Below are 26,885 nucleotides of genomic sequence, written 5' to 3'. Positions count from 1 at the left end.
ACGGCCCGGGGCATGGCTATTATGCGGACCTCATTGTGAGGCGATACCTGCATGCTGACGTTGGTGAATCTACTGAAGGATGGACGATTCCATTCCGGACAGGACTTGGGCGTTGCCTTGGGAATTAGCCGAAGTGCTGTATGGAAGCAGCTACAACAGCTTGAAGCTGAACTTGGCCTGTCGATCCATAAAGTTCGCGGTCGCGGATATCAATTGTCGACGCCTCTGACGCTCCTTGATCCTCTTGAAATAACCAAGAAGATGCCTCCATGGCCGGTGCGTGTGTTCGACTCTGTTGACTCGACAAATGCCGAAGCTCTGCGCTCCATCAATGACGGTGCCCCCGCGCCGTTTTTGCTGCTCGCGGAGCGACAATTGGCAGGCCGTGGTCGTCGAGGTCGTAAGTGGGTAAGCCCATTTGCGGAAAACCTTTATTACAGCCTTGTGCTCCGTATCGACGGCGGAATGCGCCAGCTTGAAGGGCTGAGCCTTGTTGTTGGCTTGGCCGTCATGCAGACCTTGCGAAGCTCGGGGGTATCGAACGCCGGTTTGAAATGGCCCAATGATGTCTTGGTGGGAAACAAGAAGATTGCCGGGATCCTACTTGAGCTCGTCGGAGATCCGGCAGATGTCTGTCATGTTGTGCTGGGTATAGGAATCAATGTGAATATGCAGGTTGCACAAGAGGTCGACCAGCAGTGGACTTCCATAAGGCTTGAGTCTGGGCAGGCCTGTGATCGCAACGCTTTGGTGGTTGAGCTTAGCACTCAACTGAACACCTATATCCATAGGCACCAAGCCCATGGATTCGCTGGTTTGCAAGCAGAATGGGCGGAAAATCATTTGTGGCAGGGTCGCACTGTTTCATTGATTGCGGGTAACAGTCATATCGAAGGGGTTGTGCTCGGCATCGATAATCAGGGCGGGTTGCGCTTGATGGTAGGCGGTGTTGAACAAGTCTTTAGTGGCGGAGAGCTCAGCCTGAGGTTGCGTGATGATTCTTGAGCTTGACTGCGGCAACAGTTTTATAAAGTGGCGCGTGCTCAATGGCTTGGCGAGCGAAGTGGTCTCGGAAGGGGTGGTAGATTCCGATCTGGCTTTGATTGAGAGCCTGCGCATCATAAATGCGCTGTCACTGCGCAACTGTCGTTTGGTCAGCGTCAGGACTGACGAAGAAACAGGCGCGTTAATCGATCTTATTGAGCGTGAATTCACTATACCTGTCGTATGTGCAAAATCCGCTCGTGAGATGTCCGGCGTTCGTAACGGCTACGAGGATTATGAGCGTCTAGGGCTTGATCGCTGGCTAGCGATGCTTGGGGGTTTTCACCTGGCTGCCGGCGATGCTTGCCTGATTCTCGACTTTGGTACAGCGGTCACTGCTGATTTTGTTGCGGCTGACGGTGAGCATCTCGGTGGGTTCATCTGTCCTGGTTTGCCTTTGATGCGAAACCAGCTGCGCACTCATACTCGTAAAATTCGCTACGGGGATCAGGCGGCGGAGCGCGCCCTCTCCAGTCATGTGCCGGGGCGGACTACCGCAGAAGCGGTGGAGCGCGGGTGTTCGTTGATGTTGAGGGGCTTCGTGCTCACTCAATTAGAGCTGGCTCAAGCATATTGGGGCGAAAACTACCTCGTTTTCATTACGGGAGGGGATGCTGATCTGGTTGGTGGCGTCGTGCCTGATGCTCGGGTTGTACCCGATCTTGTTTTCGTCGGCTTGGCCATGGCGTGTCCCTTGTCCTGAGGTTTATATGCGTTGGTTGTTCCTGCTCCTCGTAGTTCTCAACGGTTTCTATTATGTCTGGCATCAGCAGGAGGCGCCCTTGCGAGCCAAAGACGTAACGCCTCTGAACCTGTATCGCGGTTCGCAGCAGGATATTCGTTTGCTTAGTGAAACAGCCGGTGATGGGCGCAGGATGGAGGGTGCTGCGCGTCAACAGTGCCTGTTTCTTGGTGGGTTTTCTGATGAGGATTCAATTGCCAAGTTGCAGCAGCGTCTGGGGACGATGAGGGTCAGTGTGCAATCCGTGCCGAAAGATGCTGCCGGGAGCGGTTATTGGCTGGCGGTTGCTCCGGACGGCCAGCGTTTGTTGGGCGATCAACAGTTGCAAAACCTTTCCAAGGAATTCAATGAGTTAAAACATAAAATAATGCTGTGTGAAGGGGTTGCACCCACTCAATAGTTTGCATAGAATGGCGCCCGCTCCACAGCGAACACCTTAATCGGCATTCAGTGTGAAGTGTGTCAACGCAGCTAACCTCAGGTTTTTAAATGAGAAAATGCTTGACAGGGGTTTGGCATGATATAGAATGCCGGCCTGATTAGGAGGGGTTCCCGAGCGGCCAAAGGGATCAGACTGTAAATCTGACGTCTACGACTTCGAAGGTTCGAATCCTTCTCCCTCCACCAGATTTAAGCGTGAGCTGCAGGCTCCGCGGGTATAGTTTAGTGGTAGAACCTCAGCCTTCCAAGCTGATGATGCGGGTTCGATTCCCGCTACCCGCTCCAAGTTTGCAGGTTGTGCAAAAGGGTTTTGCTCTTGTAGCTCAGTTGGTAGAGCACACCCTTGGTAAGGGTGAGGTCAGCGGTTCAAATCCGCTCAAGAGCTCCATATAACAAGGCAGATATGAAAATATCTGCCTTTGTTTTAATGGTTGATATTGTTTGTCTAATTTCTTCTGTAGAGGGTGATATCGATGGCTAAGGAAAAATTTGATCGTTCCCTGCCCCACGTCAACGTTGGGACCATTGGTCACGTTGACCACGGTAAAACCACTCTGACTGCTGCTCTGACTCGCGTCTGCTCCGAAGTTTTCGGTTCGGCCGTCGTTGAATTCGACAAGATCGACAGCGCACCAGAAGAAAAAGCTCGCGGTATCACCATCAACACCGCTCACGTTGAGTACAACTCGACTATTCGTCACTACGCTCACGTTGACTGCCCAGGTCACGCTGACTACGTGAAGAACATGATCACCGGTGCTGCTCAGATGGACGGCGCGATCCTGGTTTGCTCGGCCGCTGATGGTCCGATGCCGCAAACCCGTGAGCACATCCTGCTGTCCCGTCAGGTAGGCGTTCCGTACATCGTGGTTTTCCTGAACAAGGCTGATCTGGTAGACGACGCTGAGCTGCTGGAACTGGTTGAGATGGAAGTTCGTGACCTGCTGTCGACCTACGACTTCCCGGGCGACGACACTCCGATCATCATCGGTTCGGCTCGTATGGCGCTGGAAGGCAAAGACGACAACGAAATGGGCACCACTGCCGTTCGTAAACTGGTTGAAACTCTGGATACCTACATCCCAGAACCAGTTCGTATGATCGACAAGCCATTCCTGATGCCAATCGAAGACGTGTTCTCGATCTCGGGTCGCGGTACTGTTGTGACTGGTCGTATCGAGCGCGGTATCGTTCGCGTTCAGGACGCGCTGGAAATCGTTGGTCTGCGTGACACCACCACCACCACCTGCACCGGTGTTGAGATGTTCCGCAAACTGCTCGACGAAGGTCGTGCTGGCGAGAACTGCGGCGTTCTGCTGCGCGGTACCAAGCGTGACGACGTTGAGCGTGGCCAGGTTCTGGTCAAGCCAGGTTCGGTCAAGCCGCACACCAAGTTCACCGCAGAAGTTTACGTTCTGAGCAAGGAAGAAGGCGGTCGTCACACTCCGTTCTTCAAAGGCTACCGTCCACAGTTCTACTTCCGTACTACTGACGTGACTGGTAACTGCGAGCTGCCAGAAGGCGTTGAAATGGTAATGCCAGGTGACAACATTCAGATGACTGTTACCCTGATCAAAACCATCGCGATGGAAGACGGTCTGCGTTTCGCTATCCGTGAAGGCGGTCGTACCGTCGGCGCTGGCGTCGTAGCCAAAATCATCGAATAAGCGGTTGTAATGTATTTTTCGGGCCGGCATAATGGTCGGCCTGATTTTGTTTTAGGTCAGTAGCTCAATTGGCAGAGCGACGGTCTCCAAAACCGTAGGTTGGGGGTTCGATTCCCTCCTGACCTGCCAGATTCACTTGGTGTGTCTGGCTTTCTTTTCACAGGATCTTCATAGATGACTCCTAAAGCTGAAGCTCAAGGCTCTCGCTTCGATCTGCTCAAGTGGCTTGTAGTAGTCGCTTTGGTAGTTGTTGGCGTTGTTGGCAATCAGTATTACGCTGCTTCGCCGATCCTGTACCGTGTACTCGCTTTGCTTGCCATTGCTGCTGTAGCTGCCTTTGTAGGCCTGCAGACTGCGAAGGGCAAGTCTTTCTTTGTGCTGGTTAAGGAAGCTCGCACCGAGATTCGTAAAGTCGTGTGGCCAACTCGCCAAGAAACCACGCAGACCACGCTGATTGTCGTGGCTGTTGTTCTGGTTATGGCGTTGCTGTTGTGGGGTCTTGATTCCCTGCTCGGCTGGCTTGTTTCCTTGATTGTCGGCTAAGGGTGTCCCGTGGCTAAGCGTTGGTATGTTGTGCATGCTTACTCGGGTTACGAGAAGCATGTGATGCGCTCGCTGATCGAGCGCGTAAAGCTGGCTGGCATGGAAGATGGCTTCGGCGAGATTCTGGTTCCCACTGAAGAAGTGGTTGAAATGCGTAACGGCCAGAAGCGCAAAAGCGAGCGCAAGTTCTTCCCGGGCTATGTGCTGGTCCAGATGGATATGAACGAGGGTACCTGGCACTTGGTCAAGGATACTCCTCGAGTGATGGGTTTCATCGGCGGTACCGCTGACAAGCCTGCGCCAATTACCGATAAAGAGGCAGAAGCGATTCTGCGTCGCGTTGCTGACGGTAGCGACAAGCCGAAGCCGAAGACGTTGTTCGAGCCAGGCGAGACGGTACGTGTCAATGACGGTCCATTCGCTGATTTCAATGGCGTTGTGGAAGAAGTTAACTACGAAAAGAGCCGGATCCAAGTGGCAGTGCTCATTTTCGGTCGCTCTACTCCGGTGGAGCTCGAGTTCAGTCAGGTCGAGAAGGTCTAACTGGACAAGCAATCCCAACCCCGCAGCCTTAGGCTGTGGGGTTTTGTCGTCACTGGGATAAACGCGCAAGTAACCGGGGAGCCTTTCGAGGCGTTCGAACCCGTAATTGGAGTGCCTCATGGCCAAGAAGATTACCGCTTACATCAAGCTGCAAGTGAAGGCCGCTCAGGCTAACCCAAGTCCACCGGTTGGTCCTGCTCTGGGTCAGCACGGCGTGAACATCATGGAATTCTGCAAGGCTTTCAACGCCCGTACTCAGGGTCTTGAGCCAGGTCTGCCGACTCCAGTGATCATCACTGTCTACAGCGACCGTAGCTTCACTTTCGAAACCAAATCCACCCCTGCTTCGGTTCTGCTGAAGAAGGCGGCCGGTCTGACCAGCGGTTCCGCTCGTCCGAACACCGTTAAGGTTGGCACCGTTACCCGTGCTCAGCTGGAAGAAATCGCGAAAACCAAAAACGCGGATCTGACTGCAGCTGATATGGATGCAGCCGTGCGTACTATCGCCGGTTCTGCTCGTAGCATGGGCCTTAACGTGGAGGGTGTGTAATGGCTAAGCTGACCAAGCGTCAAAAGGCTATCGCCGGCAAAATCGAAGCAGGCAAGGCCTACAACATTGTAGACGCCGCTGCTTTGCTGGCCGAGCTGTCGACTGTCAAGTTCAGCGAGTCGTTCGACGTTGCTGTAAACCTGGGTGTAGACCCGCGTAAATCCGACCAGGTTGTTCGTAGCGCTACTGTGCTGCCACACGGCACTGGCAAGACCGTTCGCGTTGCTGTGTTCACCCAGGGTCCAGCTGCTGAGGCCGCTCTGGCTGCCGGCGCTGACCGTGTAGGTATGGACGACCTGGCTGCCGAAATGAAAGGCGGCGATCTGAACTATGACGTAGTGATCGCATCCCCGGATGCCATGCGCGTTGTAGGTCAGTTGGGTCAGATCCTCGGTCCACGTGGTCTGATGCCTAACCCGAAAGTCGGCACCGTGACTCCAGACGTAGCCAACGCGGTCAAGAACGCCAAGGCTGGTCAGGTTCGTTATCGCACCGACAAAAACGGCATCATCCACACTTCCGTTGGCAAGATCGGCTTCGACGCCGTCAAGCTGAAGGAAAACGTTGAGGCCCTGATCGCTGATCTGAAGCGTATCAAGCCAGCTTCCTCGAAAGGCATTTACGTCAAGCGCGTTACCCTGAGCACTACCATGGGCCCAGGTCTGGTTATCGATCAGAGCTCGCTCGACGCGTAAGACAAAGGTTGGCGCGGATTGCCGCGCCAATTGAAAGATTGGGGTCCCTGCCTGGCGGGGGCTATCCAAGACCGTAGGCGGCGCAAGCCTTAAACCTCAAGCCTACGCAGATGGTGCTCCCGGTTCCTTACCGAATCAGACACCAAAACGACATTCGGTTCCGATCGAATGAAACGGTAACAAGCAGGAGTTAAACCCGTGGCAATTAATCTCGAAGACAAGAAGGCCATCGTCGCTGAAGTCAACGAGGCTGCCAAAGTCGCTCTGTCCGCTGTCGTGGTTGATGCACGTGGCGTAACAGTAGGCGCAATGACCGGACTCCGTAAAGAGGCTCGTGAAGCTGGCGTTTACGTACGTGTTGTACGTAACACCCTGCTCAAGCGCGCCGTTGCTGACACTCAATACAGTGTCCTCAACGACGTGTTCACCGGCCCGACCCTGATTGCATTCTCGAACGAACATCCGGGCGCTGCTGCCCGTATCTTCAAAGAGTTTGCCAAGGGTCAGGACAAGTTCGAGATCAAGGCAGCTGCGTTCGAGGGCAAGTTCCTCGCAGCTAATCAGATCGACGTACTGGCAACTCTGCCGACCCGTGACGAAGCAATTTCCCAGCTGATGAGCGTGATTCAAGGCGCTACCAGCAAATTGGCTCGTACTCTGGCGGCAATTCGCGACCAGAAAGAAGCTGCCGCAGCCTGAGGCTCGTCACTTCTCGCGTTTTTTGTTTATTTCGATGGTCGCGTAGGCCGTCCCCCAATTCAGGAATTGAGTCATGTCTCTGACTAACGAACAAATCATCGAAGCAATCGGCCAGAAATCCGTAGTGGAAATCGTTGAGCTGATCAAAGCGATGGAAGAAACCTTCGGTGTTACCGCTGCTGCCGCTTCGGCTGGCCCAGCTGTAGCTGCTGCTGCTGTTGAAGAGCAAACCGAGTTCAACGTTGTTCTGCTGGAAGCTGGCGAGAAGAAGGTTAACGTGATCAAGGCAGTTCGTGAACTGACCGGTCTGGGCCTGAAAGAAGCCAAAGAGAAAGTAGACGGCGCTCCTCAGGTTGTAGCTGAAGGCGTTTCGAAAGAAGCGGCTGAAGACGCCAAGAAGAAGCTGGAAGAAGCAGGCGCTAAAGTCGAGCTGAAGTAAGCATCGACTTTGCTCCTCCAGCCCGAGCGTCAAGCGACAGGCTGATGGCTGGTGGCTCTTGCCACCGGCCTTTTTCCGTTATTGGCAGCCGACTGGGTCGGTGCTGATAAAGGCGCTGTAACCACCCGATGCGGTGGCGCAAACCATGGGGTTTGCACGATTTTCTGGCTGCTCCCGTCGGGAGGGGCCAAACAAGCAGGTGACCAAGCTGGGGAACGCTGATGGCTTACTCATATACTGAGAAAAAACGTATCCGCAAGGACTTTAGCAAGTTGCCGGACGTCATGGATGTGCCTTACCTCCTGGCCATCCAGCTGGATTCGTATCGTGAATTCTTGCAAGCGGGAGCGACTAAAGATCAGTTCCGCGACGTGGGCCTGCATGCGGCCTTCAAATCCGTTTTCCCGATCATCAGCTACTCCGGCAATGCTGCGCTGGAGTACGTCGGTTATCGCCTGGGCGAACCGGCATTTGATGTCAAAGAATGCGTATTGCGCGGTGTAACTTTCGCCGTACCTTTGCGGGTAAAAGTGCGCCTGATCATTTTCGACAAAGAATCGTCGAACAAAGCGATCAAGGACATCAAAGAGCAAGAAGTCTACATGGGTGAAATCCCCCTGATGACTGAGAACGGTACCTTCGTAATCAACGGTACCGAGCGTGTTATCGTTTCCCAGCTGCACCGTTCCCCGGGCGTGTTCTTCGACCACGACCGCGGCAAGACGCACAGCTCCGGCAAACTGCTGTACTCGGCTCGCATCATTCCTTACCGCGGTTCGTGGCTGGACTTCGAATTCGACCCGAAAGATTGCGTCTTCGTGCGTATCGACCGTCGTCGCAAGCTGCCGGCCTCGGTACTGCTGCGCGCGCTCGGTTACACCACCGAAGAAGTGCTGGACGCGTTCTACACCACCAACGTATTCCACCTGAGCGGCGAAACCCTCAGCCTGGAACTGGTGCCATCGCGTCTGCGTGGTGAAGTTGCGGTTCTGGACATCCAGGACGAGAAGGGCAAGGTCATTGTTGAGCAAGGCCGCCGTATTACCGCGCGCCACATCAACCAGATCGAAAAAGCCGGTATCAAGACGCTGGATGTGCCACTGGACTACGTCCTCGGCCGCACCACCGCCAAGGCTATCGTGCACCCGGCTACCGGCGAAATCCTGGCCGAATGCAACACCGAGCTGAACACTGAAGTCCTGGCAAAAATCGCCAAGGCTCAGGTCGTTCGCATCGAGACCCTGTACACCAACGACATCGACTGCGGTCCTTTCGTCTCCGACACGCTGAAGATCGACTCCACCAGCAACCAATTGGAAGCGCTGGTCGAGATCTATCGCATGATGCGTCCAGGCGAGCCGCCAACCAAAGACGCTGCCGAAACCCTGTTCAACAACCTGTTCTTCAGCCCTGAGCGTTATGACCTGTCTGCGGTCGGCCGGATGAAGTTCAACCGTCGTATCGGTCGTACCGAGATCGAAGGTTCGGGCGTGCTGTGCAAGGAAGACATCGTCGCGGTACTGAAGACTCTGGTCGACATCCGTAACGGTAAAGGCATCGTCGATGACATCGACCACCTGGGTAACCGTCGTGTTCGCTGCGTAGGCGAAATGGCCGAGAACCAGTTCCGCGTTGGCCTGGTACGTGTTGAGCGTGCGGTCAAAGAGCGTCTGTCGATGGCTGAAAGCGAAGGCCTGATGCCGCAAGACCTGATCAACGCCAAGCCAGTGGCTGCGGCGGTGAAAGAGTTCTTCGGTTCCAGCCAGCTGTCGCAGTTCATGGACCAGAACAACCCGCTGTCCGAGATCACCCACAAGCGTCGTGTCTCTGCACTCGGCCCTGGTGGTCTGACTCGTGAGCGCGCAGGCTTTGAAGTCCGTGACGTACACCCGACTCACTACGGTCGTGTCTGCCCGATTGAAACGCCGGAAGGTCCGAACATCGGTCTGATCAACTCCCTGGCTGCGTACGCTCGCACCAACCAGTACGGCTTCCTGGAAAGCCCGTACCGCGTGGTGAAAGAGGGTGTGGTCACCGACGAGATCGTGTTCCTGTCCGCTATTGAAGAAGCCGATCACGTGATCGCGCAGGCTTCGGCGACCATGAACGAGCAGAAAGTCCTGATCGACGAACTGGTTGCCGTACGTCACCTGAACGAATTCACCGTCAAGGCGCCGGAAGACGTCACCCTGATGGACGTTTCGCCGAAGCAGGTTGTCTCGGTTGCAGCGTCGCTGATTCCGTTCCTCGAGCACGACGACGCCAACCGTGCGTTGATGGGTTCGAACATGCAGCGTCAGGCTGTACCGACTTTGCGCGCTGACAAGCCGCTGGTAGGTACCGGCATGGAGCGTAACGTAGCCCGTGACTCTGGCGTTTGCGTCGTGGCTCGTCGTGGTGGCGTGATCGATTCCGTCGATGCCAGCCGTATCGTTGTTCGTGTTGCCGATGACGAAGTTGAAACCGGTGAAGCCGGTGTCGACATCTACAACCTGACCAAGTACACCCGCTCGAACCAGAACACCTGCATCAACCAGCGTCCGCTGGTGCGTAAAGGCGATCGCGTTCAGCGTAGCGACATCATGGCCGACGGCCCGTCCACCGACATGGGTGAACTGGCACTGGGTCAGAACATGCGTATCGCGTTCATGGCATGGAACGGCTTCAACTTCGAAGACTCCATCTGCCTGTCCGAGCGTGTGGTTCAGGAAGACCGTTTCACCACGATCCACATTCAGGAACTGACCTGTGTGGCCCGTGACACCAAGCTTGGCCCAGAGGAAATCACTGCGGACATCCCGAACGTGGGTGAAGCTGCACTGAACAAGCTGGACGAAGCCGGTATCGTTTACGTAGGTGCTGAAGTAGGCGCAGGCGACATCCTGGTGGGTAAGGTCACTCCGAAAGGCGAGACCCAACTGACTCCGGAAGAGAAACTGCTGCGTGCAATCTTCGGTGAAAAAGCCAGCGACGTTAAAGACACTTCCCTGCGCGTGCCAACCGGCACCAAAGGTACTGTCATCGACGTACAGGTCTTCACCCGTGACGGCGTTGAGCGTGATGCGCGCGCACTGTCGATCGAGAAGTCCCAGCTGGACGAGATCCGCAAGGATCTGAACGAAGAGTTCCGCATCGTTGAAGGCGCGACTTTCGAGCGTCTGCGTTCCGCACTGGTAGGCCACAAGGCCGAAGGCGGCGCCGGCCTGAAGAAAGGTCAGGACATCACCGACGAAGTCCTCGACGGTCTTGAGCACGGCCAGTGGTTCAAACTGCGCATGGCTGAAGATGCTCTGAACGAGCAGCTCGAGAAAGCTCAGGCCTACATTGTTGACCGTCGCCGTCTGCTGGACGACAAGTTCGAAGACAAGAAGCGCAAACTGCAGCAGGGCGATGACCTGGCTCCAGGCGTGCTGAAAATCGTCAAGGTTTACCTGGCAATCCGTCGCCGCATCCAGCCGGGCGACAAGATGGCCGGTCGTCACGGTAACAAGGGTGTGGTCTCCGTGATCATGCCGGTTGAAGACATGCCGCACGATGCCAATGGCACCCCGGTCGACGTGGTCCTCAACCCGCTGGGCGTACCTTCGCGTATGAACGTTGGTCAGATCCTCGAAACCCACCTGGGCCTCGCGGCCAAAGGTCTGGGCGAGAAGATCAACCGGATGGTCGAAGAGCAGCGTAAAGTCGCTGAACTGCGCACCTTCCTGGACGAGATCTACAACCAGATCGGCGGTCGTAACGAAGATCTGGACAGCTTCTCCGATCAGGAAATCCTCGATCTGGCGAACAACCTGCGTGGCGGCGTTCCAATGGCCACCCCAGTGTTCGACGGCGCCAAGGAAAGCGAAATCAAGGCCATGCTGAAATTGGCAGACCTGCCGGAAAGCGGCCAGATGCAGCTGACCGACGGCCGTACCGGCAACAAGTTCGAGCGTCCAGTTACCGTTGGCTACATGTACATGCTGAAGCTGAACCACTTGGTAGACGACAAGATGCACGCGCGTTCTACCGGTTCTTACAGCCTGGTTACCCAGCAGCCGCTGGGTGGTAAGGCGCAGTTCGGTGGTCAGCGTTTCGGGGAGATGGAGGTCTGGGCACTGGAAGCATACGGTGCTGCTTACACTCTGCAAGAAATGCTCACAGTGAAGTCGGACGATGTGAACGGCCGTACCAAGATGTACAAGAACATCGTGGATGGCGATCACCGTATGGAGCCGGGCATGCCCGAGTCCTTCAACGTGTTGATCAAGGAAATTCGTTCCCTCGGCATCGATATCGATCTGGAAACCGAATAACACGTGACGCGAATCGAGAGCGGGGCAGGATTGCCCGCTCTCTGCTCCGCCAGGAGGAAAGGCCTTGAAAGACCTACTGAATTTGCTGAAAAACCAGGGTCAAGTCGAAGAGTTCGACGCCATCCGTATCGGATTGGCCTCGCCGGAGATGATCCGTTCGTGGTCGTTCGGTGAAGTTAAAAAGCCGGAAACCATCAACTACCGTACGTTCAAACCTGAGCGTGACGGCCTGTTCTGCGCCAAGATCTTTGGCCCGGTAAAGGATTACGAGTGCCTGTGCGGTAAGTACAAGCGCTTGAAGCACCGTGGTGTGATCTGCGAGAAGTGCGGCGTTGAAGTTGCACTGGCCAAGGTTCGTCGTGAGCGCATGGCGCACATCGAACTGGCTTCGCCGGTTGCCCACATCTGGTTCCTGAAATCGCTGCCGTCGCGTATCGGCCTGCTGATGGACATGACCCTGCGTGATATCGAACGCGTTCTCTACTTCGAGAGCTATGTCGTTATCGATCCAGGCATGACCACCCTTGAAAAAGGTCAGCTGCTGAACGACGAGCAGTACTTCGAAGCGCTGGAAGAGTTCGGTGACGATTTCGACGCCCGCATGGGTGCCGAAGCTGTCCGTGAACTGCTGCACGCTATCGACCTGGAACACGAGATTGGCCGTCTGCGCGAAGAGATTCCGCAAACCAACTCGGAAACCAAGATCAAGAAGCTGTCCAAGCGTCTGAAGTTGATGGAAGCCTTCCAGGGTTCCGGCAACCTGCCAGAGTGGATGGTGCTGACCGTTCTGCCGGTTCTGCCGCCAGATCTGCGTCCACTGGTCCCGCTGGATGGCGGTCGTTTCGCGACCTCCGACCTCAACGATCTGTATCGTCGAGTGATCAACCGTAACAACCGTTTGAAGCGTCTGCTGGATCTGTCCGCTCCGGACATCATCGTGCGCAACGAAAAGCGTATGTTGCAGGAAGCGGTCGATGCACTGCTCGACAACGGTCGTCGTGGCCGCGCTATCACAGGTTCCAACAAGCGTCCTCTGAAATCCCTGGCTGACATGATCAAGGGTAAGCAAGGTCGTTTCCGTCAGAACTTGCTCGGTAAGCGTGTTGACTACTCCGGTCGTTCGGTAATTACCGTAGGCCCGACCCTGCGTCTGCACCAGTGCGGTCTGCCGAAGAAGATGGCTCTCGAGCTGTTCAAGCCGTTCATTTTCGGCAAGCTCGAAATGCGCGGTCTGGCGACCACCATCAAAGCCGCCAAGAAAATGGTCGAGCGCGAGCTGCCAGAGGTTTGGGACGTTCTCGCTGAAGTGATTCGCGAACACCCGGTCCTGCTCAACCGTGCACCGACCCTTCACCGTCTGGGTATCCAGGCGTTTGAACCGGTACTGATCGAAGGTAAGGCTATCCAGCTGCACCCTCTGGTCTGCGCCGCGTACAACGCCGACTTCGACGGCGACCAAATGGCCGTGCACGTACCGCTGACGCTGGAAGCCCAGCTCGAAGCGCGTGCATTGATGATGTCGACCAACAACATTCTGTCGCCAGCCAACGGTGAGCCAATCATCGTTCCGTCGCAGGACGTTGTATTGGGTCTGTACTACATGACCCGTGAAGCGATCAACGCCAAGGGCGAAGGTCGTGTGTTCGCGGATCTGCAGGAAGTCGACCGTGTGTTCCGTGCCGGCGAAGCCGCACTGCACGCCAAGGTCAAGGTTCGTATCAACGAAACCGTAAACGACCGTGACGGCAACAGCGTGAGCGGTACCCGTATCGTCGACACCACTGTCGGCCGTGCGCTGCTGTTCCAGGTTGTGCCGAAAGGTCTGTCGTTCGACGTCGTCAACCTGCCGATGAAGAAAAAGGCGATCTCCAAGCTGATCAACCAGTGCTATCGCGTGGTTGGTCTGAAAGAGACCGTGATCTTCGCTGACCAGTTGATGTACACCGGTTTCGCTTACTCGACCATCTCCGGCGTTTCCATCGGTGTTAACGACTTCGTTATCCCGGATGAAAAAGCCCGCATCATCGGTGCAGCCACCGACGAAGTGAAAGAGATCGAGAGCCAGTACGCCTCCGGCCTGGTAACCCAGGGCGAGAAGTACAACAAAGTGATCGACCTCTGGTCGAAGGCGAACGACGAAGTTTCCAAGGCGATGATGGCCAACCTCTCGAAAGAGAAAGTCATCGACCGTCACGGCGACGAAGTTGATCAAGAGTCTTTCAACTCGATGTACATGATGGCCGACTCGGGTGCGCGGGGTTCCGCAGCACAGATTCGTCAGCTGGCCGGTATGCGTGGTCTGATGGCCAAGCCGGACGGTTCCATCATTGAAACGCCAATTACTGCGAACTTCCGTGAAGGTCTGAGCGTACTTCAGTACTTCATCTCGACTCACGGTGCTCGTAAAGGTCTGGCGGATACCGCGTTGAAAACCGCTAACTCCGGTTACCTGACTCGTCGTCTGGTAGATGTGGCGCAGGATCTCGTAGTAACCGAGATCGATTGCGGCACCGAACACGGTCTGCTGATGACTCCGCACATTGAAGGCGGCGACGTTGTAGAGCCGTTGGGTGAGCGCGTATTGGGTCGTGTCATTGCCCGTGACGTATTCAAGCCGGGTACCGAGGACGTTATCGTTCCTGCCGGCACTCTGGTTGACGAGAAGTGGGTCGAGTTCATCGAGCTGAACAGCATCGACGAAGTGATCGTGCGTTCGCCGATCAGCTGCGAAACCCGCTACGGCATCTGCGCCAAGTGCTACGGCCGTGATCTGGCTCGTGGTCACCAGGTGAACATCGGTGAAGCGGTCGGCGTTATCGCTGCCCAGTCCATCGGTGAGCCGGGTACCCAGCTGACCATGCGTACGTTCCACATCGGTGGTGCGGCAAGCCGTACTTCCGCAGCTGACAGCGTTCAGGTGAAAAATGGCGGTACCGTCCGTCTGCACAACCTGAAGCACGTTGAGCGAGTGGATGGCCACCTGGTTGCTGTGTCCCGTTCCGGTGAGCTGGCAATCGCGGACGACTTCGGTCGTGAGCGCGAGCGTTACAAGCTGCCGTACGGTGCTGTGATTTCGGTTAAGGAAGGTGACAAGGTCGACGCTGGCGCAATCGTGGCCAAGTGGGATCCACACACTCACCCGATCGTTACCGAAATGAAAGGTACCGTGACCTACGTGGGCATGGAAGAAGGCATCACGATCAAGCGTCAGACTGACGAATTGACCGGTATGACCAACATTGAAGTACTCGATGCGAAAGATCGTCCAGCTGCCGGTAAGGAAATCCGCCCAGCAGTTAAGATGGTCGACGACAACGGCAAGGATCTGTTGCTGCCAGGCACTGACGTTATCGCTCAGTACTTCCTGCCAGCCAACGCCTTGGTCGGTGTGGCTGACGGTGCGAAGATTGCGATCGGTGATGTTATCGCTCGTATCCCGCAGGAAACTTCGAAGACCCGTGACATCACCGGTGGTCTGCCGCGTGTTGCCGACCTGTTCGAAGCCCGTCGTCCGAAAGAAGCGTCGATTCTGGCTGAAGTCAGCGGCACCATCGCGTTCGGTAAAGAGACCAAGGGCAAGCGCCGTCTGGTCATTACCCCGAACGACGGTAGCGATCCGTACGAGGAGCTGATTCCGAAGTGGCGTCACCTGAACGTCTTCGAAGGCGAGCAGGTAAACCGCGGCGAAGTTATCTCCGACGGTCCAAGCGATCCGCACGACATCCTGCGTCTGCTGGGTGTAAGCGCGCTCGCCAAGTACATCGTCAACGAGATCCAGGACGTTTATCGTCTGCAAGGCGTGAAGATCAACGACAAGCACATCGAGACCATCCTGCGTCAGATGCTGCGTAAAGTTGAGATCTCCGAGTCCGGCGATTCCAGCTTCATCAAGGGCGACCAGATGGAACTGACTCACGTTCTGGTAGAGAACGAGCGTCTGAGTGCGGAAGACAAGTTTGTCTCCAAGTTCACTCGCGTTCTGCTGGGTATCACCAAGGCGTCGCTGTCCACCGAATCGTTCATCTCGGCGGCTTCCTTCCAGGAAACCACCCGCGTACTGACCGAAGCGGCAGTCACCGGCAAGCGCGATTACCTGCGCGGCCTGAAAGAAAACGTAGTCGTGGGTCGTCTGATCCCGGCCGGTACCGGTCTTGCCTATCACAGCGAGCGCAAGCGTCGCCGTGATGCCGACAAGCCGTTGCGCGTAAGCGCCAGTGAAGTGGAAGCTGCACTGACCGAAGCGCTGAACTCGAGCGGTAACTGAGTTCTGCGATAAACGAGCGTGAGGCCCTGATCGCTCCGTTCGTCGAATCGAGACATCAAGTCAAGGTTCGATGGACGGGGAGGTCGGGGCCTTGCCTTGACTGGAATCAAGATCCTCTTTAGACTCTTGATCCCCTAAATTTGGCGGGAATTCGTTCCTGCCATTTTGCTTTTCTTGCAAGACAATAGCGTCGCAAGACAACAGTGGAGCTAGTAGATGGCAACTATCAACCAGCTGGTACGTCAGCCGCGTAAGCGTATCGTCGAGAAATCCGACGTACCTGCGCTGCAGAACTGCCCGCAACGTCGTGGCGTGTGCACCCGTGTGTACACCACCACGCCGAAAAAACCTAACTCGGCACTGCGTAAAGTATGCCGTGTGCGTCTGACCAACGGTTTCGAGGTTTCCTCGTACATCGGCGGTGAAGGCCACAACCTGCAAGAGCACAGCGTGGTACTGATCCGCGGCGGTCGTGTAAAAGACTTGCCAGGTGTTCGTTACCACACCGTTCGCGGCTCCTTGGATACTTCCGGCGTTAAAGGCCGTAACCAGGGTCGTTCGAAGTACGGTACCAAGCGTCCGAAGTAATCGGCCGTTTTGCAGATTTTTATTTTATTGAGTCGATAAGAGTAAGGTCGGGCACGCATCCTCTGGATCTGTCCCGAGCTAACCTGAAGACCGCTTGAGGGCTTATCATGCCAAGACGTCGCGTAGCAGCAAAGCGTGAGATTCTGGACGATCCGAAATACGGAAGCCAGATCCTCGCCAAATTCATGAACCACGTTATGGAGAGCGGCAAGAAAGCCGTTGCCGAGCGTATCGTTTATGGTGCCCTGGAAACCGTTGCGGCCCGTAAGGCTGGCACCGATCCCCTGGAACTCTTCGAAAAAGCACTCGACGCCATCGCTCCGCTGGTCGAAGTGAAGTCGCGCCGCGTTGGTGGTGCTACTTACCAGGTTCCGGTCGAGGTTCGTCCTTCCCGTCGTAACGCTCTGGCAATGCGCTGGTTGGTAGACTTCGCCCGTAAGCGCGGCGAGAAGTCTATGGCTCTGCGTTTGGCTGGCGAACTGCTGGATGCTGCTGAAGGTAAAGGTGCTGCTGTTAAGAAGCGTGAAGACGTGCACCGTATGGCCGAAGCTAACAAAGCTTTCTCGCACTACCGCTTCTAATTTTAGCTTCACTAATTTTGCGAGGGCTTTATGGCTCGTACTACTCCGATTAGCCGCTACCGTAACATCGGTATCGTCGCTCACGTGGATGCTGGTAAAACCACCACCACCGAGCGCGTACTGTTTTACACCGGCAAAAGTCACAAAATGGGCGAGGTGCATGATGGCGCCGCGACCACAGACTGGATGGTTCAGGAGCAGGAGCGTGGTATTACCATTACTTCTGCTGCCATTACCGCCTTCTGGAAAGGTTCCGAGAAGCAGTACTCTCACGAGCACCGTTTCAACGTAATCGATACCCCGGGCCACGTTGACTTCACCATTGAAGTTGAACGTTCCCTGCGCGTACTCGACGGCGCTGTCGTTGTGTTCTGCGGTACTTCGGGTGTTGAGCCGCAGTCGGAAACCGTATGGCGTCAAGCCAACAAATACGGCGTTCCACGTCTTGTTTACGTAAACAAGATGGACCGTGCCGGCGCCAACTTCCTGCGCGTGATCGGTCAGATCAAGCAGCGTCTGGGTCACACTCCGGTGCCGATCCAGTTGGCCATCGGTTCCGAAGACAACTTCCAGGGTCAGATCGATCTGATCAACATGCAAGCTGTCTACTGGAACGACTCCGACAAAGGTATGGTCCCTGTTCGCAAGGACATTCCTGCCGAGCTCCAAGAGCTGGCTGAAGAGTGGCGCAACAATATGGTTGAAGCTGCTGCCGAAGCCAACGAAGAGCTGATGAACAAGTACCTGGAAGGCGAAGAGCTGTCGATCGAAGAGATCAAGGCTGCTTTGCGTCAGCGTACTATCGCCGGCGAAATCGTTCTGGCCGTTTGCGGTTCTTCGTTCAAGAACAAGGGCGTTCCCCTGGTTCTCGACGCCGTTATCGACTACCTGCCTGCTCCGACCGACATTCCTGCTATCAAGGGTTCCAACCCTGATAACGAGGAAGAAGAGATGGAGCGTCATGCAGACGACAATGAGCCTTTCGCGGCTCTGGCGTTCAAGATCGCTACCGACCCATTCGTGGGTACTCTGACCTTCGTCCGCGTTTACTCGGGCGTGTTGAACTCCGGCGACGGCGTGATCAACTCGGTCAAAGGCAAGAAAGAGCGCGTGGGTCGTATGGTGCAAATGCACGCAAACGCCCGTGAAGAGATCAAGGAAGTACGCGCTGGTGACATCGCGGCCCTGATCGGCATGAAGGACGTCACCACCGGTGAAACCCTCTGCAACGCTGACAAGCCAATCATCCTGGTTCGCATGGACTTCCCGGAGCCGGTTATTTCGGTTGCCGTAGAGCCTAAGACCAAGGATGACCAGGAAAAAATGGGTATCGCTCTGGGCAAGCTCGCTCAGGAAGACCCGTCTTTCCGCGTTAAAACTGATGAAGAGACTGGTCAGACGATCATCTCCGGCATGGGCGAGCTGCACCTGGACATCCTGGTTGACCGGATGCGCCGTGAGTTCAACGTCGAAGCCAACATCGGCAAGCCTCAGGTTTCGTATCGTGAGCGCATCACGAAGAACTGTGAAATCGAAGGCAAGTTCGTTCGTCAGTCCGGTGGTCGCGGCCAGTTCGGTCACTGCTGGATCCGTTTTGCTCCTGCTGACGAAGGTCAGGAAGGTCTGCAATTCGTGAACGAAGTTGTAGGTGGTGTGGTTCCTAAGGAATACATCCCGGCTATCCAGAAGGGTATCGAAGAGCAGATGAAGAACGGCGTTGTTGCCGGCTATCCGCTGATCGGCCTGAAGGCTACCGTGTTCGATGGTTCTTACCACGACGTCGACTCCAACGAGATGGCGTTCAAGGTGGCTGCTTCCATGGCGACCAAGCAACTGGCCCAGAAGGGCGGTGGTGAGTTGCTCGAGCCGATCATGGCGGTAGAGGTTGTTACGCCTGAAGACTATATGGGTGATGTGATGGGCGACCTTAACCGTCGTCGCGGCATGATCCAGGGTATGGAAGACACAGTGTCCGGCAAGGTTATCCGTGCCGAGGTTCCACTGGGTGAGATGTTCGGTTATGCGACCGACGTTCGTTCCATGTCCCAGGGTCGCGCAAGCTACTCTATGGAATTCAAAAAATACGATACGGCTCCGTCGCACATCGTCGAATCCGTAACCAAAAAACAAGGCTGATTCAGCCCCTTTAGGCTAGGAGTTAATTGTCGTGGCTAAAGAAAAATTTGATCGTTCCCTACCGCACGTCAACGTTGGCACCATTGGTCACGTTGACCACGGTAAAACCACTCTGACTGCTGCTCTGACTCGCGTCTGCTCCGAAGTTTTCGGTTCGGCCGTCGTTGAATTCGACAAGATCGACAGCGCACCAGAAGAAAAAGCTCGCGGTATCACCATCAACACCGCTCACGTTGAGTACAACTCGACTATTCGTCACTACGCTCACGTTGACTGCCCAGGTCACGCTGACTACGTGAAGAACATGATCACCGGTGCTGCTCAGATGGACGGCGCGATCCTGGTTTGCTCGGCCGCTGATGGTCCGATGCCGCAAACCCGTGAGCACATCCTGCTGTCCCGTCAGGTAGGCGTTCCGTACATCGTGGTTTTCCTGAACAAGGCTGACCTGGTAGACGACGCTGAGCTGCTGGAACTGGTTGAGATGGAAGTTCGTGACCTGCTGTCGACCTACGACTTCCCGGGCGACGACACTCCGATCATCATCGGTTCGGCTCGTATGGCGCTGGAAGGCAAAGACGACAACGAAATGGGCACCACTGCCGTTCGTAAACTGGTTGAAACTCTGGATACCTACATCCCAGAACCAGTTCGTATGATCGACAAGCCATTCCTGATGCCAATCGAAGACGTGTTCTCGATCTCGGGTCGCGGTACTGTTGTGACTGGTCGTATCGAGCGCGGTATCGTTCGCGTTCAGGACGCTCTGGAAATCGTTGGTCTGCGTGACACCACCACCACCACCTGCACCGGTGTTGAGATGTTCCGTAAACTGCTCGACGAAGGTCGTGCTGGCGAGAACTGCGGCGTTCTGCTGCGTGGTACCAAGCGTGACGACGTTGAGCGTGGCCAGGTTCTGGTCAAGCCAGGTTCGGTCAAGCCGCACACCAAGTTCACCGCAGAAGTTTACGTTCTGAGCAAGGAAGAAGGCGGTCGTCACACTCCGTTCTTCAAAGGCTACCGTCCACAGTTCTACTTCCGTACTACTGACGTGACTGGTAACTGCGAGCTGCCAGAAGGCGTTGAAATGGTAATGCCAGGTGACAACATTCAGATGACTGTTACCCTGATCAAAACCATCGCGATGGAAGACGGTCTGCGTTTCGCTATCCGTGAAGGCGGTCGTACCGTCGGCGCCGGCGTCGTAGCCAAAATCATCGAGTAAGACTTTTAAAGTCAGCTTGATGGATTGAAAAAGCCCCCGCTCAGCGGGGGCTTTTTTATTGGGTTGACACCTATCGGGGGCGTCTATAGAATTGCGCCTCCTTTTAACGGGCGTATTGCGCCCGGTGGGAATAGCAGCCGGAGTCTGAAATCCAATGCAAAATCAGCAAATCCGTATCAGGTTGAAGGCTTTTGACCATCGCCTGATCGACCAATCAACCCAGGAAATCGTGGAAACCGCGAAACGTACTGGTGCTCAAGTGCGTGGTCCAATTCCACTGCCTACCCGTAAAGAGCGGTTCACCGTTCTGGTTTCCCCGCACGTCAACAAAGACGCGCGTGACCAGTACGAGATCCGCACTCATAAGCGTGTTCTGGACATCGTCCAGCCAACGGATAAAACCGTTGATGCGCTGATGAAGCTTGATCTTGCGGCCGGTGTGGAAGTGCAGATCAGCCTCGGCTAAGACTCGGTCTTGGTCGTGTAACGCTCTGAAATGGGCGGCCATAGCGGGTGAAAGCCCCGTACACTCATGAGGTTTACAACATGACTATTGGTGTAGTCGGTCGTAAATGCGGTATGACCCGTATTTTCACCGAAGAAGGTGTCTCCATTCCGGTCACGGTCATTGAGATCGAGCCGAATCGCGTCACCCAGTTCAAAACTGAAGAGACCGATGGCTATCGTGCAGTGCAAGTCACTGTCGGCGAGCGTCGCGCTTCGCGTGTAACAGCAGCTCAGGCTGGCCACTTCGCTAAAGCGAACGTTGCCGCTGGTCGCACCACCATGGAATTCCGCCTTGAAGAAGGCGAGTACCAGGCAGGCGATCTGATCAACGCTGAAATCTTCGCCGCTGGTCAACTGGTTGATGTAACCGGTCAGTCCAAGGGTAAAGGCTTCCAGGGTACGATCAAGCGTTGGAATTTCCGCGGGCAAGATAACACCCACGGTAACTCCGTATCCCACCGCGTCCCAGGCTCTATCGGCCAGTGCCAGACTCCTGGTCGTGTATTCAAGGGCAAAAAAATGTCCGGTCATATGGGCGCTGAGCGCGTGACCGTGCAGTCCCTGGAAGTAGTGCGCGTGGACGCTGAACGCAATCTGTTGTTGGTCAAGGGTGCTGTTCCTGGCGCTACTGGCGGCAACCTGGTTGTACGTCCAGCAGCCAAGGCTCGCGGTTAAGGGGAAGCTGACATGCAATTAAATGTAAATGACGCTCAAGCGATCGAAGTTTCCGAACTGACATTTGGCGGCGAATTCAACGAGACGCTGGTTCACCAAGCAGTCGTGGCCTACATGGCCGGCGGCCGTCAAGGTAGCAAGCAGCAGAAGACCCGTTCCGACGTTCGTGGTGGCGGCAAGCGCCCATGGCGTCAGAAAGGTACTGGCCGTGCTCGTGCCGGTACTATCCGTAGCCCAATCTGGCGTGGCGGCGGTACCACTTTCGCAGCTCGTCCACAGGATCACTCCCAGAAGCTGAACAAGAAGATGTATCGCGCAGCAATGCGTTCCATCCTTGCTGAGCTGGTGCGTACTGATCGTCTGGTCGTGGTTCAGGATTTCGCTGTTGAAACTCCGAAAACCAAAGATCTGCTGGGCAAACTGAACAACATGAGCCTGACCGACGTTCTGATCGTGTCGGACGCTGTTGATCAGAACCTGTACCTGGCTGCTCGCAACCTGCCGCACGTAGATGTACGTGATGTGCAAGGTTCCGATCCAGTTAGTCTGATCGCATACGACAAGGTGTTGATCACCGTGTCGGCCGTGAAGAAATTCGAGGAGCTGCTGGGATGAACCAGGAACGCGTATTTAAAGTTCTGCTTGGCCCGCACGTTTCCGAGAAGGCTACGGTTCTGGCAGACAAGAAAGGCCAGTTCGTTTTCAAGGTTGCTACCGATGCAACCAAGCTGGAAATCAAGAAGGCCGTCGAAAGCCTGTTCAGCGTGAAAGTAGAGCGCGTCACTACCCTGAACGTTCTGGGTAAGAGCAAGCGTACTGCTCGCGGTCTGGGCAAGCGTAATGACTGGAAGAAGGCAGTTATCTCCCTTCAGCCAGGCCAAGATCTCGATTTCAGCAGCAGTGCTGAGTAAGGAAGGGGTGCATCATGGCAATCGTTAAATGCAAACCGACTTCCCTGGCCGCCGTTTTGTGGTCAAGGTGGTCAACCAGGAGCTGCATAAAGGCGCTCCTCACGCACCGCTGCTCGAGAAAAAATCGAAGTCTGGTGGTCGTAACAACAATGGCCGTATTACCACTCGTCACATCGGTGGTGGTCATAAGCAGCATTACCGTATGGTCGATTTCCGTCGCAACGACAAAGATGGCATCGTCGCCACTGTCGAGCGTATTGAATACGATCCAAACCGTACTGCTCACATCGCACTGCTCTGCTACGCAGACGGCGAGCGCCGCTACATCATCGCCCCTAAAGGCGTGAGTGCTGGCGACCAGCTGATCGCAGGCGCTCTGGCTCCAATCAAGCCAGGCAACGCTCTGCAGCTGCGCAACATTCCAGTCGGTTCTACCGTACACGGCATCGAATTGAAGCCAGGTAAAGGTGCACAGATCGCTCGTTCCGCTGGTGCTTCGGCTCAGCTGATCGCTCGTGAAGGTGTCTACGTGACCCTGCGTCTGCGTTCCGGTGAAATGCGTAAAGTCCTGGCTGAATGCCGTGCGACCCTGGGTGAAGTCTCGAACTCCGAGCACAGCCTGCGTTCGCTGGGTAAAGCTGGTGCCAAACGCTGGCGTGGCGTTCGCCCAACCGTTCGTGGTGTTGCCATGAACCCGGTTGACCACCCACATGGTGGTGGTGAAGGTCGTACCTCTGGTGGTCGTCATCCGGTATCGCCATGGGGCTTCCCGACTAAGGGCGCGAAGACTCGTGGTAATAAGCGTACCGACAAAATGATCGTCCGTCGTCGCAAGTAAATAGAGGGATACGACAGTGCCACGTTCTCTGAAAAAGGTCCTTTTATTGATCTTCACCTACTGAAGAAGATCGAAGTGGCGGCGGAAAAGAACGATCGCAAACCAATTAAAACCTGGTCGCGTCGTTCGATGATCCTGCCACAAATGGTCGGTCTGACCATCGCAGTACACAACGGTCGTCAGCACGTCCCAGTTCTCGTTAACGAAGACATGGTCGGCCACAAACTGGGCGAGTTCGCCGGTACCCGCAACTATCGCGGGCACGTGGCTGACAAGAAAGCCAAGCGTTAAGGGGTAAGGAAATGGAAGTAGCCGCTAAGTTGTCGGGCGCTCGAATCTCCGCCCAGAAAGCCCGCTTGGTCGCCGACCAGATCCGCGGGAAGAAGGTGGGCGAAGCGCTCAACCTGTTGGCTTTCAGCAGTAAGAAAGCCGCCGAGATCATGAAGAAAGTGCTGGAGTCGGCCGTAGCCAACGCCGAGCATAACGAAGGCGCAGACGTTGATGACCTGAAGGTCAGCACCGTTTTCGTCAACGAAGGGCGTTCGCTGAAGCGCATCATGCCACGTGCCAAAGGCCGTGCTGATCGCATCGTCAAGCGGTCTTGCCATATCACTGTCAAGGTTGCTGACAAGTAACGGAGTCGAAGAGATGGGTCAGAAAGTACATCCCATTGGCATTCGCCTGGGAATCGTCAAGGAGCACACCTCCGTCTGGTACGCAGACGGTCGGACTTATGCGGACTACTTGTTCGCAGATCTGAAAGTGCGTGAGTATCTCCAAGACAAACTAAAAAGCGCGTCCGTAAGCCGTATCGATATCCATCGTCCGGCCCAAACTGCACGCATCACCATCCACACCGCTCGTCCAGGTATCGTTATCGGGAAGAAAGGTGAAGATGTTGAGAAACTGCGTCAGGACCTGACCAAGCAAATGGGTGTGCCTGTGCACATCAATATCGAAGAGATCCGCAAGCCGGAGCTCGACGGTATGCTGGTTGCGCAGAGCGTAGCTCAGCAGCTGGAGCGTCGTGTAATGTTCCGTCGCGCTATGAAGCGCGCTGTACAGAACGCCATGCGCATTGGTGCCAAAGGCATCAAAATCCAAGTGAGCGGTCGTCTCGGCGGTGCTGAAATCGCACGTACTGAATGGTATCGCGAAGGTCGTGTGCCACTGCACACCCTGCGTGCCGACATCGACTATGCCAACTACGAAGCTCACACCACTTACGGTGTGATCGGTGTAAAGGTTTGGATCTTCAAAGGCGAAGTTATTGGTGGTCGCCAAGAAGAACTGAAACCACAAGCACCAGCGCCTCGTAAAAAAGCTGCTAAGTAAGGGGTACGCCAAATGTTGCAACCAAAGCGTACGAAGTTCCGCAAGCAGATGACCGGCCACAACCGTGGTCTGGCACTGCGCGGTAGCAAAGTCAGCTTCGGCGAGTTCGCGCTGAAGTCTGTTGCTCGTGGTCGTCTCACCGCTCGTCAGATCGAGTCAGCGCGTCGTGCTCTGACCCGTCACGTAAAACGTGGCGGCAAGATCTGGATCCGTGTATTCCCGGACAAGCCGATCTCCAAGAAACCTCTCGAGGTTCGTATGGGTAAAGGTAAGGGTAACGTGGAGTACTGGGTTGCCCAGATTCAGCCAGGCAAAGTCCTGTATGAAATCGAGGGTGTTTCTGAAGAGCTGGCGCGTGAGGCTTTCGCCCTGGCTGCTGCAAAGCTGCCGCTCGCCACCTCCTTTGTTAAACGGACGGTGATGTGATGAAAGCGAATGAACTTCGTGAAAAATCCGCACAGCAGCTGAACGAGCAACTGCTCGGCTTGCTGCGCGACCAGTTCAATCTGCGCATGCAGAAAGCAACTGGCCAGTTGGGGCAGTCTCATCTGCTCTCGCAAGTTAAGCGTGACATCGCTCGCGTGAAGACTGTGCTCAACCAGCAGGCAGGTAAGTGATCATGGCTGAAGCCGAAAAAACTGTCCGTACGCTGACTGGCCGTGTTGTCAGCGACAAGATGGACAAAACCATCACCGTTCTGATCGAGCGTCGCGTAAAGCACCCGATCTACGGTAAATACGTTAAGCGTTCGACTAAGCTGCACGCGCACGACGAAACCAATCAGTGCCACATCGGCGACAAAGTCACTATTCGTGAAACTCGTCCGATGGCCAAGACCAAGTCTTGGGCGCTAGTTGATGTTCTCGAACGCGCTGTGGAAGTCTAAGGGCTAGGGGTCGGAGAAATTATATGATTCAGACTCAATCCATGCTCGATGTGGCCGATAACAGCGGCGCTCGCCGTGTTATGTGCATCAAGGTGCTGGGTGGCTCCCATCGTCGTTACGCTGGTATCGGTGACATCATCAAAGTTACCGTGAAGGAAGCAATTCCTCGCGGTAAGGTGAAAAAAGGCCAAGTGATGACTGCTGTTGTAGTCCGCACTCGTCACGGCGTACGTCGTGCTGATGGCTCCATTATCCGCTTTGATGGCAACGCTGCTGTTCTTCTGAACAACAAGCAAGAGCCGATCGGCACCCGTATCTTTGGGCCAGTGACCCGTGAACTTCGTACTGAGAAGTTCATGAAGATCGTCTCGCTCGCCCCAGAAGTGCTGTAAGGAGATCCGACATGCAAAAGATTCGTCGTGACGACGAGATCATCGTGATCGCCGGCAAAGACAAAGGTAAGCGCGGTAAGGTGCTGAAGGTTCTTGCTGACAACCGTCTGGTTGTTGGTGGTCTGAACCTGGTCAAGCGTCATACCAAGCCTAACCCGATGTCGGGCGTACAGGGCGGTATCGTCGAGAAAGAAGCGCCACTGCACGCTTCCAACGTCGCCATCTTCAACGGCGAAACCAACAAGGCTGACCGCGTTGGTTTCAAAGTAGAAGACGGTAAGAAAATTCGTGTCTTCAAGTCGACCCAAAAAGCGGTTGATGCTTGAACACTGCTAGGTAGAAGACCATGGCACGACTAAAAGAGATTTACCGGAAGGAAATCGCTCCGAAACTTAAGGAAGAACTTAAGCTTTCGAACGTGATGGAAGTTCCGCGCGTTACCAAAATCACCCTGAACATGGGTCTGGGCGAAGCGATCGGCGACAAAAAAGTCATCGAGCACGCTGTTGCTGACCTGGAAAAGATCACCGGCCAGAAAGTCGTTGTGACCTACGCTCGTAAATCCATCGCTGGCTTCAAAGTCCGCGAAGGATGGCCGATCGGCGTCAAAGTGACCCTGCGCCGTGAGCGTATGTACGAGTTCCTGGATCGTCTGCTGTCGATCTCCCTGCCTCGGGTTCGCGACTTCCGCGGCCTGAATGCCAAGTCCTTCGATGGTCGTGGCAACTACAGCATGGGCGTGAAAGAGCAGATCATCTTCCCGGAAATTGACTACGACAAGATCGATGCTCTCCGCGGTCTGGACATTACCCTGACCACCACTGCCAAGAACGATGATGAAGGCCGCGCTCTGCTGCGTGCTTTCAAATTCCCGTTCCGCAACTGATTG

General features: G+C 55.3%; 28 protein-coding genes, 4 tRNA genes and 2 pseudogenes. All 34 read left to right on the top strand.

Annotated features, from left to right (window positions below; genetic code table 11):
* Positions 1-51: 51 nt before the first annotated feature.
* Positions 52-1,005: a bifunctional biotin--[acetyl-CoA-carboxylase] ligase/biotin operon repressor BirA gene (gene birA / locus ACZZZ4_RS06015; protein ID WP_039764223.1), complete on the top strand. Its 954-nt coding sequence runs from the start codon at positions 52-54 to the stop codon at positions 1,003-1,005.
* Entirely contained in the window at positions 995-1,747 is a 753-nt protein-coding gene (locus ACZZZ4_RS06010; protein ID WP_463547423.1) for a pantothenate kinase, read from the top strand. Before birA ends, ACZZZ4_RS06010 begins: the two co-directional genes overlap by 11 nt.
* A gap of 7 nt (positions 1,748-1,754) precedes the next feature.
* Positions 1,755-2,186, top strand: coding sequence for a hypothetical protein (locus ACZZZ4_RS06005; protein ID WP_039764221.1), 432 nt, complete (start codon positions 1,755-1,757; stop codon positions 2,184-2,186).
* Between the two features lie 142 nt (positions 2,187-2,328).
* Positions 2,329-2,413, top strand: a tRNA-Tyr gene (locus ACZZZ4_RS06000).
* A 25-nt stretch (positions 2,414-2,438) separates the two neighbouring features.
* Positions 2,439-2,512 (top strand) — tRNA-Gly (locus ACZZZ4_RS05995).
* Between the two features lie 27 nt (positions 2,513-2,539).
* Positions 2,540-2,615 (top strand) — tRNA-Thr (locus ACZZZ4_RS05990).
* Positions 2,616-2,700: 85 nt separating this feature from the next.
* The gene (tuf, locus tag ACZZZ4_RS05985) at positions 2,701-3,894 is read left to right on the top strand and encodes an elongation factor Tu (protein ID WP_024014521.1); all 1,194 of its coding nucleotides are present in this window, start codon (positions 2,701-2,703) and stop codon (positions 3,892-3,894) included.
* A 53-nt stretch (positions 3,895-3,947) separates the two neighbouring features.
* Positions 3,948-4,023: transfer RNA gene (locus ACZZZ4_RS05980), tRNA-Trp, on the top strand.
* Between the two features lie 45 nt (positions 4,024-4,068).
* The gene (secE, locus tag ACZZZ4_RS05975; protein WP_016772937.1) at positions 4,069-4,437 is read left to right on the top strand and encodes a preprotein translocase subunit SecE; all 369 of its coding nucleotides are present in this window, start codon (positions 4,069-4,071) and stop codon (positions 4,435-4,437) included.
* Between the two features lie 9 nt (positions 4,438-4,446).
* Positions 4,447-4,980, top strand: a complete 534-nt coding sequence (gene nusG, locus ACZZZ4_RS05970; RefSeq protein WP_007957598.1) for a transcription termination/antitermination protein NusG — start codon at positions 4,447-4,449, stop codon at positions 4,978-4,980.
* Positions 4,981-5,098: 118 nt separating this feature from the next.
* Complete coding sequence (gene rplK, locus ACZZZ4_RS05965) at positions 5,099-5,530, top strand: 50S ribosomal protein L11 (RefSeq protein WP_003176435.1); 432 nt, start codon at positions 5,099-5,101, stop codon at positions 5,528-5,530.
* The gene (rplA, locus tag ACZZZ4_RS05960; protein ID WP_024014523.1) at positions 5,530-6,225 is read left to right on the top strand and encodes a 50S ribosomal protein L1; all 696 of its coding nucleotides are present in this window, start codon (positions 5,530-5,532) and stop codon (positions 6,223-6,225) included. Before rplK ends, rplA begins: the two co-directional genes overlap by 1 nt.
* Positions 6,226-6,423: 198 nt before the next feature.
* Positions 6,424-6,924: a 50S ribosomal protein L10 gene (rplJ, locus tag ACZZZ4_RS05955; RefSeq protein ID WP_008081912.1), complete on the top strand. Its 501-nt coding sequence runs from the start codon at positions 6,424-6,426 to the stop codon at positions 6,922-6,924.
* Positions 6,925-6,997: 73 nt separating this feature from the next.
* Positions 6,998-7,363, top strand: a complete 366-nt coding sequence (gene rplL, locus ACZZZ4_RS05950) for a 50S ribosomal protein L7/L12 (protein ID WP_007962228.1) — start codon at positions 6,998-7,000, stop codon at positions 7,361-7,363.
* Between the two features lie 221 nt (positions 7,364-7,584).
* Positions 7,585-11,658 carry a DNA-directed RNA polymerase subunit beta gene (gene rpoB / locus ACZZZ4_RS05945; RefSeq protein WP_016772939.1) on the top strand — a complete coding sequence of 1,358 codons (4,074 nt, stop codon included), beginning with the start codon at positions 7,585-7,587 and terminating at the stop codon, positions 11,656-11,658.
* 64 nt (positions 11,659-11,722) lie between these two features.
* Positions 11,723-15,922: a DNA-directed RNA polymerase subunit beta' gene (gene rpoC / locus ACZZZ4_RS05940; RefSeq protein WP_016772940.1), complete on the top strand. Its 4,200-nt coding sequence runs from the start codon at positions 11,723-11,725 to the stop codon at positions 15,920-15,922.
* Between the two features lie 216 nt (positions 15,923-16,138).
* Positions 16,139-16,510: a 30S ribosomal protein S12 gene (gene rpsL, locus ACZZZ4_RS05935; protein WP_003186084.1), complete on the top strand. Its 372-nt coding sequence runs from the start codon at positions 16,139-16,141 to the stop codon at positions 16,508-16,510.
* A gap of 107 nt (positions 16,511-16,617) precedes the next feature.
* Complete coding sequence (gene rpsG, locus ACZZZ4_RS05930; RefSeq protein WP_016772941.1) at positions 16,618-17,091, top strand: 30S ribosomal protein S7; 474 nt, start codon at positions 16,618-16,620, stop codon at positions 17,089-17,091.
* Between the two features lie 30 nt (positions 17,092-17,121).
* On the top strand, positions 17,122-19,227 hold the full coding sequence (gene fusA, locus ACZZZ4_RS05925) for an elongation factor G (protein ID WP_016772942.1): 2,106 nt from the start codon (positions 17,122-17,124) through the stop codon (positions 19,225-19,227).
* A 31-nt stretch (positions 19,228-19,258) separates the two neighbouring features.
* Entirely contained in the window at positions 19,259-20,452 is a 1,194-nt protein-coding gene (gene tuf, locus ACZZZ4_RS05920) for an elongation factor Tu (protein WP_024014521.1), read from the top strand.
* 154 nt (positions 20,453-20,606) lie between these two features.
* A complete protein-coding gene (gene rpsJ / locus ACZZZ4_RS05915) occupies positions 20,607-20,918 on the top strand; it encodes a 30S ribosomal protein S10 (protein WP_003186070.1) in 312 nt (103 codons plus the stop codon).
* A gap of 80 nt (positions 20,919-20,998) precedes the next feature.
* Positions 20,999-21,634 carry a 50S ribosomal protein L3 gene (gene rplC / locus ACZZZ4_RS05910; protein WP_003228738.1) on the top strand — a complete coding sequence of 212 codons (636 nt, stop codon included), beginning with the start codon at positions 20,999-21,001 and terminating at the stop codon, positions 21,632-21,634.
* A gap of 12 nt (positions 21,635-21,646) precedes the next feature.
* Positions 21,647-22,249 (top strand): 50S ribosomal protein L4, encoded by a 603-nt coding sequence (gene rplD / locus ACZZZ4_RS05905; RefSeq protein WP_003228735.1) that lies wholly within the window; start codon positions 21,647-21,649, stop codon positions 22,247-22,249.
* The gene (rplW, locus tag ACZZZ4_RS05900; RefSeq protein ID WP_002555488.1) at positions 22,246-22,545 is read left to right on the top strand and encodes a 50S ribosomal protein L23; all 300 of its coding nucleotides are present in this window, start codon (positions 22,246-22,248) and stop codon (positions 22,543-22,545) included. Before rplD ends, rplW begins: the two co-directional genes overlap by 4 nt.
* A 14-nt stretch (positions 22,546-22,559) precedes the next feature.
* Positions 22,560-23,383: pseudogene (gene rplB / locus ACZZZ4_RS05895) on the top strand (50S ribosomal protein L2).
* Between the two features lie 16 nt (positions 23,384-23,399).
* A pseudogene (gene rpsS / locus ACZZZ4_RS05890) lies at positions 23,400-23,674 on the top strand (30S ribosomal protein S19).
* An 11-nt stretch (positions 23,675-23,685) separates the two neighbouring features.
* Entirely contained in the window at positions 23,686-24,018 is a 333-nt protein-coding gene (gene rplV, locus ACZZZ4_RS05885) for a 50S ribosomal protein L22 (RefSeq protein ID WP_003103908.1), read from the top strand.
* A 13-nt stretch (positions 24,019-24,031) separates the two neighbouring features.
* Positions 24,032-24,718, top strand: a complete 687-nt coding sequence (gene rpsC, locus ACZZZ4_RS05880) for a 30S ribosomal protein S3 (RefSeq protein WP_003176422.1) — start codon at positions 24,032-24,034, stop codon at positions 24,716-24,718.
* A 12-nt stretch (positions 24,719-24,730) separates the two neighbouring features.
* Complete coding sequence (gene rplP, locus ACZZZ4_RS05875) at positions 24,731-25,144, top strand: 50S ribosomal protein L16 (protein WP_003228729.1); 414 nt, start codon at positions 24,731-24,733, stop codon at positions 25,142-25,144.
* Positions 25,144-25,335: a 50S ribosomal protein L29 gene (gene rpmC, locus ACZZZ4_RS05870; RefSeq protein ID WP_002555481.1), complete on the top strand. Its 192-nt coding sequence runs from the start codon at positions 25,144-25,146 to the stop codon at positions 25,333-25,335. The genes rplP and rpmC overlap by 1 nt, the downstream gene beginning before the upstream one ends.
* Before the next feature lie 2 nt (positions 25,336-25,337).
* On the top strand, positions 25,338-25,604 hold the full coding sequence (gene rpsQ, locus ACZZZ4_RS05865; protein ID WP_003194644.1) for a 30S ribosomal protein S17: 267 nt from the start codon (positions 25,338-25,340) through the stop codon (positions 25,602-25,604).
* Between the two features lie 23 nt (positions 25,605-25,627).
* On the top strand, positions 25,628-25,996 hold the full coding sequence (gene rplN, locus ACZZZ4_RS05860; RefSeq protein ID WP_002555479.1) for a 50S ribosomal protein L14: 369 nt from the start codon (positions 25,628-25,630) through the stop codon (positions 25,994-25,996).
* 11 nt (positions 25,997-26,007) lie between these two features.
* The gene (rplX, locus tag ACZZZ4_RS05855; RefSeq protein ID WP_003186046.1) at positions 26,008-26,322 is read left to right on the top strand and encodes a 50S ribosomal protein L24; all 315 of its coding nucleotides are present in this window, start codon (positions 26,008-26,010) and stop codon (positions 26,320-26,322) included.
* A 20-nt stretch (positions 26,323-26,342) separates the two neighbouring features.
* Positions 26,343-26,882: a 50S ribosomal protein L5 gene (gene rplE, locus ACZZZ4_RS05850; RefSeq protein ID WP_003210069.1), complete on the top strand. Its 540-nt coding sequence runs from the start codon at positions 26,343-26,345 to the stop codon at positions 26,880-26,882.
* The last annotated feature ends 3 nt before the right edge of the window (positions 26,883-26,885 follow it).

This window comes from Pseudomonas sp. AC252 (genome assembly GCF_979258105.1).
Note: the sequence above shows the minus strand (reverse complement) of the source record. Positions and strands in the feature narration are given on the sequence as shown.

Excerpts from the sequence above, each read along its gene's own strand:
- birA (WP_039764223.1), top strand. The coding sequence starts at position 52 with ATGCTGACGTTGGTGAATCTACTGAAGGATGGACGATTCCATTCCGGA.
- ACZZZ4_RS06010 (WP_463547423.1), top strand. The coding sequence starts at position 995 with ATGATTCTTGAGCTTGACTGCGGCAACAGTTTTATAAAGTGGCGCGTG.
- ACZZZ4_RS06005 (WP_039764221.1), top strand. The coding sequence starts at position 1,755 with ATGCGTTGGTTGTTCCTGCTCCTCGTAGTTCTCAACGGTTTCTATTAT.
- tuf (WP_024014521.1), top strand. The coding sequence starts at position 2,701 with ATGGCTAAGGAAAAATTTGATCGTTCCCTGCCCCACGTCAACGTTGGG.
- secE (WP_016772937.1), top strand. The coding sequence starts at position 4,069 with ATGACTCCTAAAGCTGAAGCTCAAGGCTCTCGCTTCGATCTGCTCAAG.
- rplK (WP_003176435.1), top strand. The coding sequence starts at position 5,099 with ATGGCCAAGAAGATTACCGCTTACATCAAGCTGCAAGTGAAGGCCGCT.
- rplA (WP_024014523.1), top strand. The coding sequence starts at position 5,530 with ATGGCTAAGCTGACCAAGCGTCAAAAGGCTATCGCCGGCAAAATCGAA.
- rplL (WP_007962228.1), top strand. The coding sequence starts at position 6,998 with ATGTCTCTGACTAACGAACAAATCATCGAAGCAATCGGCCAGAAATCC.
- rpoB (WP_016772939.1), top strand. The coding sequence starts at position 7,585 with ATGGCTTACTCATATACTGAGAAAAAACGTATCCGCAAGGACTTTAGC.
- rpsL (WP_003186084.1), top strand. The coding sequence starts at position 16,139 with ATGGCAACTATCAACCAGCTGGTACGTCAGCCGCGTAAGCGTATCGTC.
- rpsG (WP_016772941.1), top strand. The coding sequence starts at position 16,618 with ATGCCAAGACGTCGCGTAGCAGCAAAGCGTGAGATTCTGGACGATCCG.
- fusA (WP_016772942.1), top strand. The coding sequence starts at position 17,122 with ATGGCTCGTACTACTCCGATTAGCCGCTACCGTAACATCGGTATCGTC.
- rpsJ (WP_003186070.1), top strand. The coding sequence starts at position 20,607 with ATGCAAAATCAGCAAATCCGTATCAGGTTGAAGGCTTTTGACCATCGC.
- rplC (WP_003228738.1), top strand. The coding sequence starts at position 20,999 with ATGACTATTGGTGTAGTCGGTCGTAAATGCGGTATGACCCGTATTTTC.
- rplD (WP_003228735.1), top strand. The coding sequence starts at position 21,647 with ATGCAATTAAATGTAAATGACGCTCAAGCGATCGAAGTTTCCGAACTG.
- rplW (WP_002555488.1), top strand. The coding sequence starts at position 22,246 with ATGAACCAGGAACGCGTATTTAAAGTTCTGCTTGGCCCGCACGTTTCC.
- rplV (WP_003103908.1), top strand. The coding sequence starts at position 23,686 with ATGGAAGTAGCCGCTAAGTTGTCGGGCGCTCGAATCTCCGCCCAGAAA.
- rpsC (WP_003176422.1), top strand. The coding sequence starts at position 24,032 with ATGGGTCAGAAAGTACATCCCATTGGCATTCGCCTGGGAATCGTCAAG.
- rplP (WP_003228729.1), top strand. The coding sequence starts at position 24,731 with ATGTTGCAACCAAAGCGTACGAAGTTCCGCAAGCAGATGACCGGCCAC.
- rpmC (WP_002555481.1), top strand. The coding sequence starts at position 25,144 with ATGAAAGCGAATGAACTTCGTGAAAAATCCGCACAGCAGCTGAACGAG.
- rpsQ (WP_003194644.1), top strand. The coding sequence starts at position 25,338 with ATGGCTGAAGCCGAAAAAACTGTCCGTACGCTGACTGGCCGTGTTGTC.
- rplN (WP_002555479.1), top strand. The coding sequence starts at position 25,628 with ATGATTCAGACTCAATCCATGCTCGATGTGGCCGATAACAGCGGCGCT.
- rplX (WP_003186046.1), top strand. The coding sequence starts at position 26,008 with ATGCAAAAGATTCGTCGTGACGACGAGATCATCGTGATCGCCGGCAAA.
- rplE (WP_003210069.1), top strand. The coding sequence starts at position 26,343 with ATGGCACGACTAAAAGAGATTTACCGGAAGGAAATCGCTCCGAAACTT.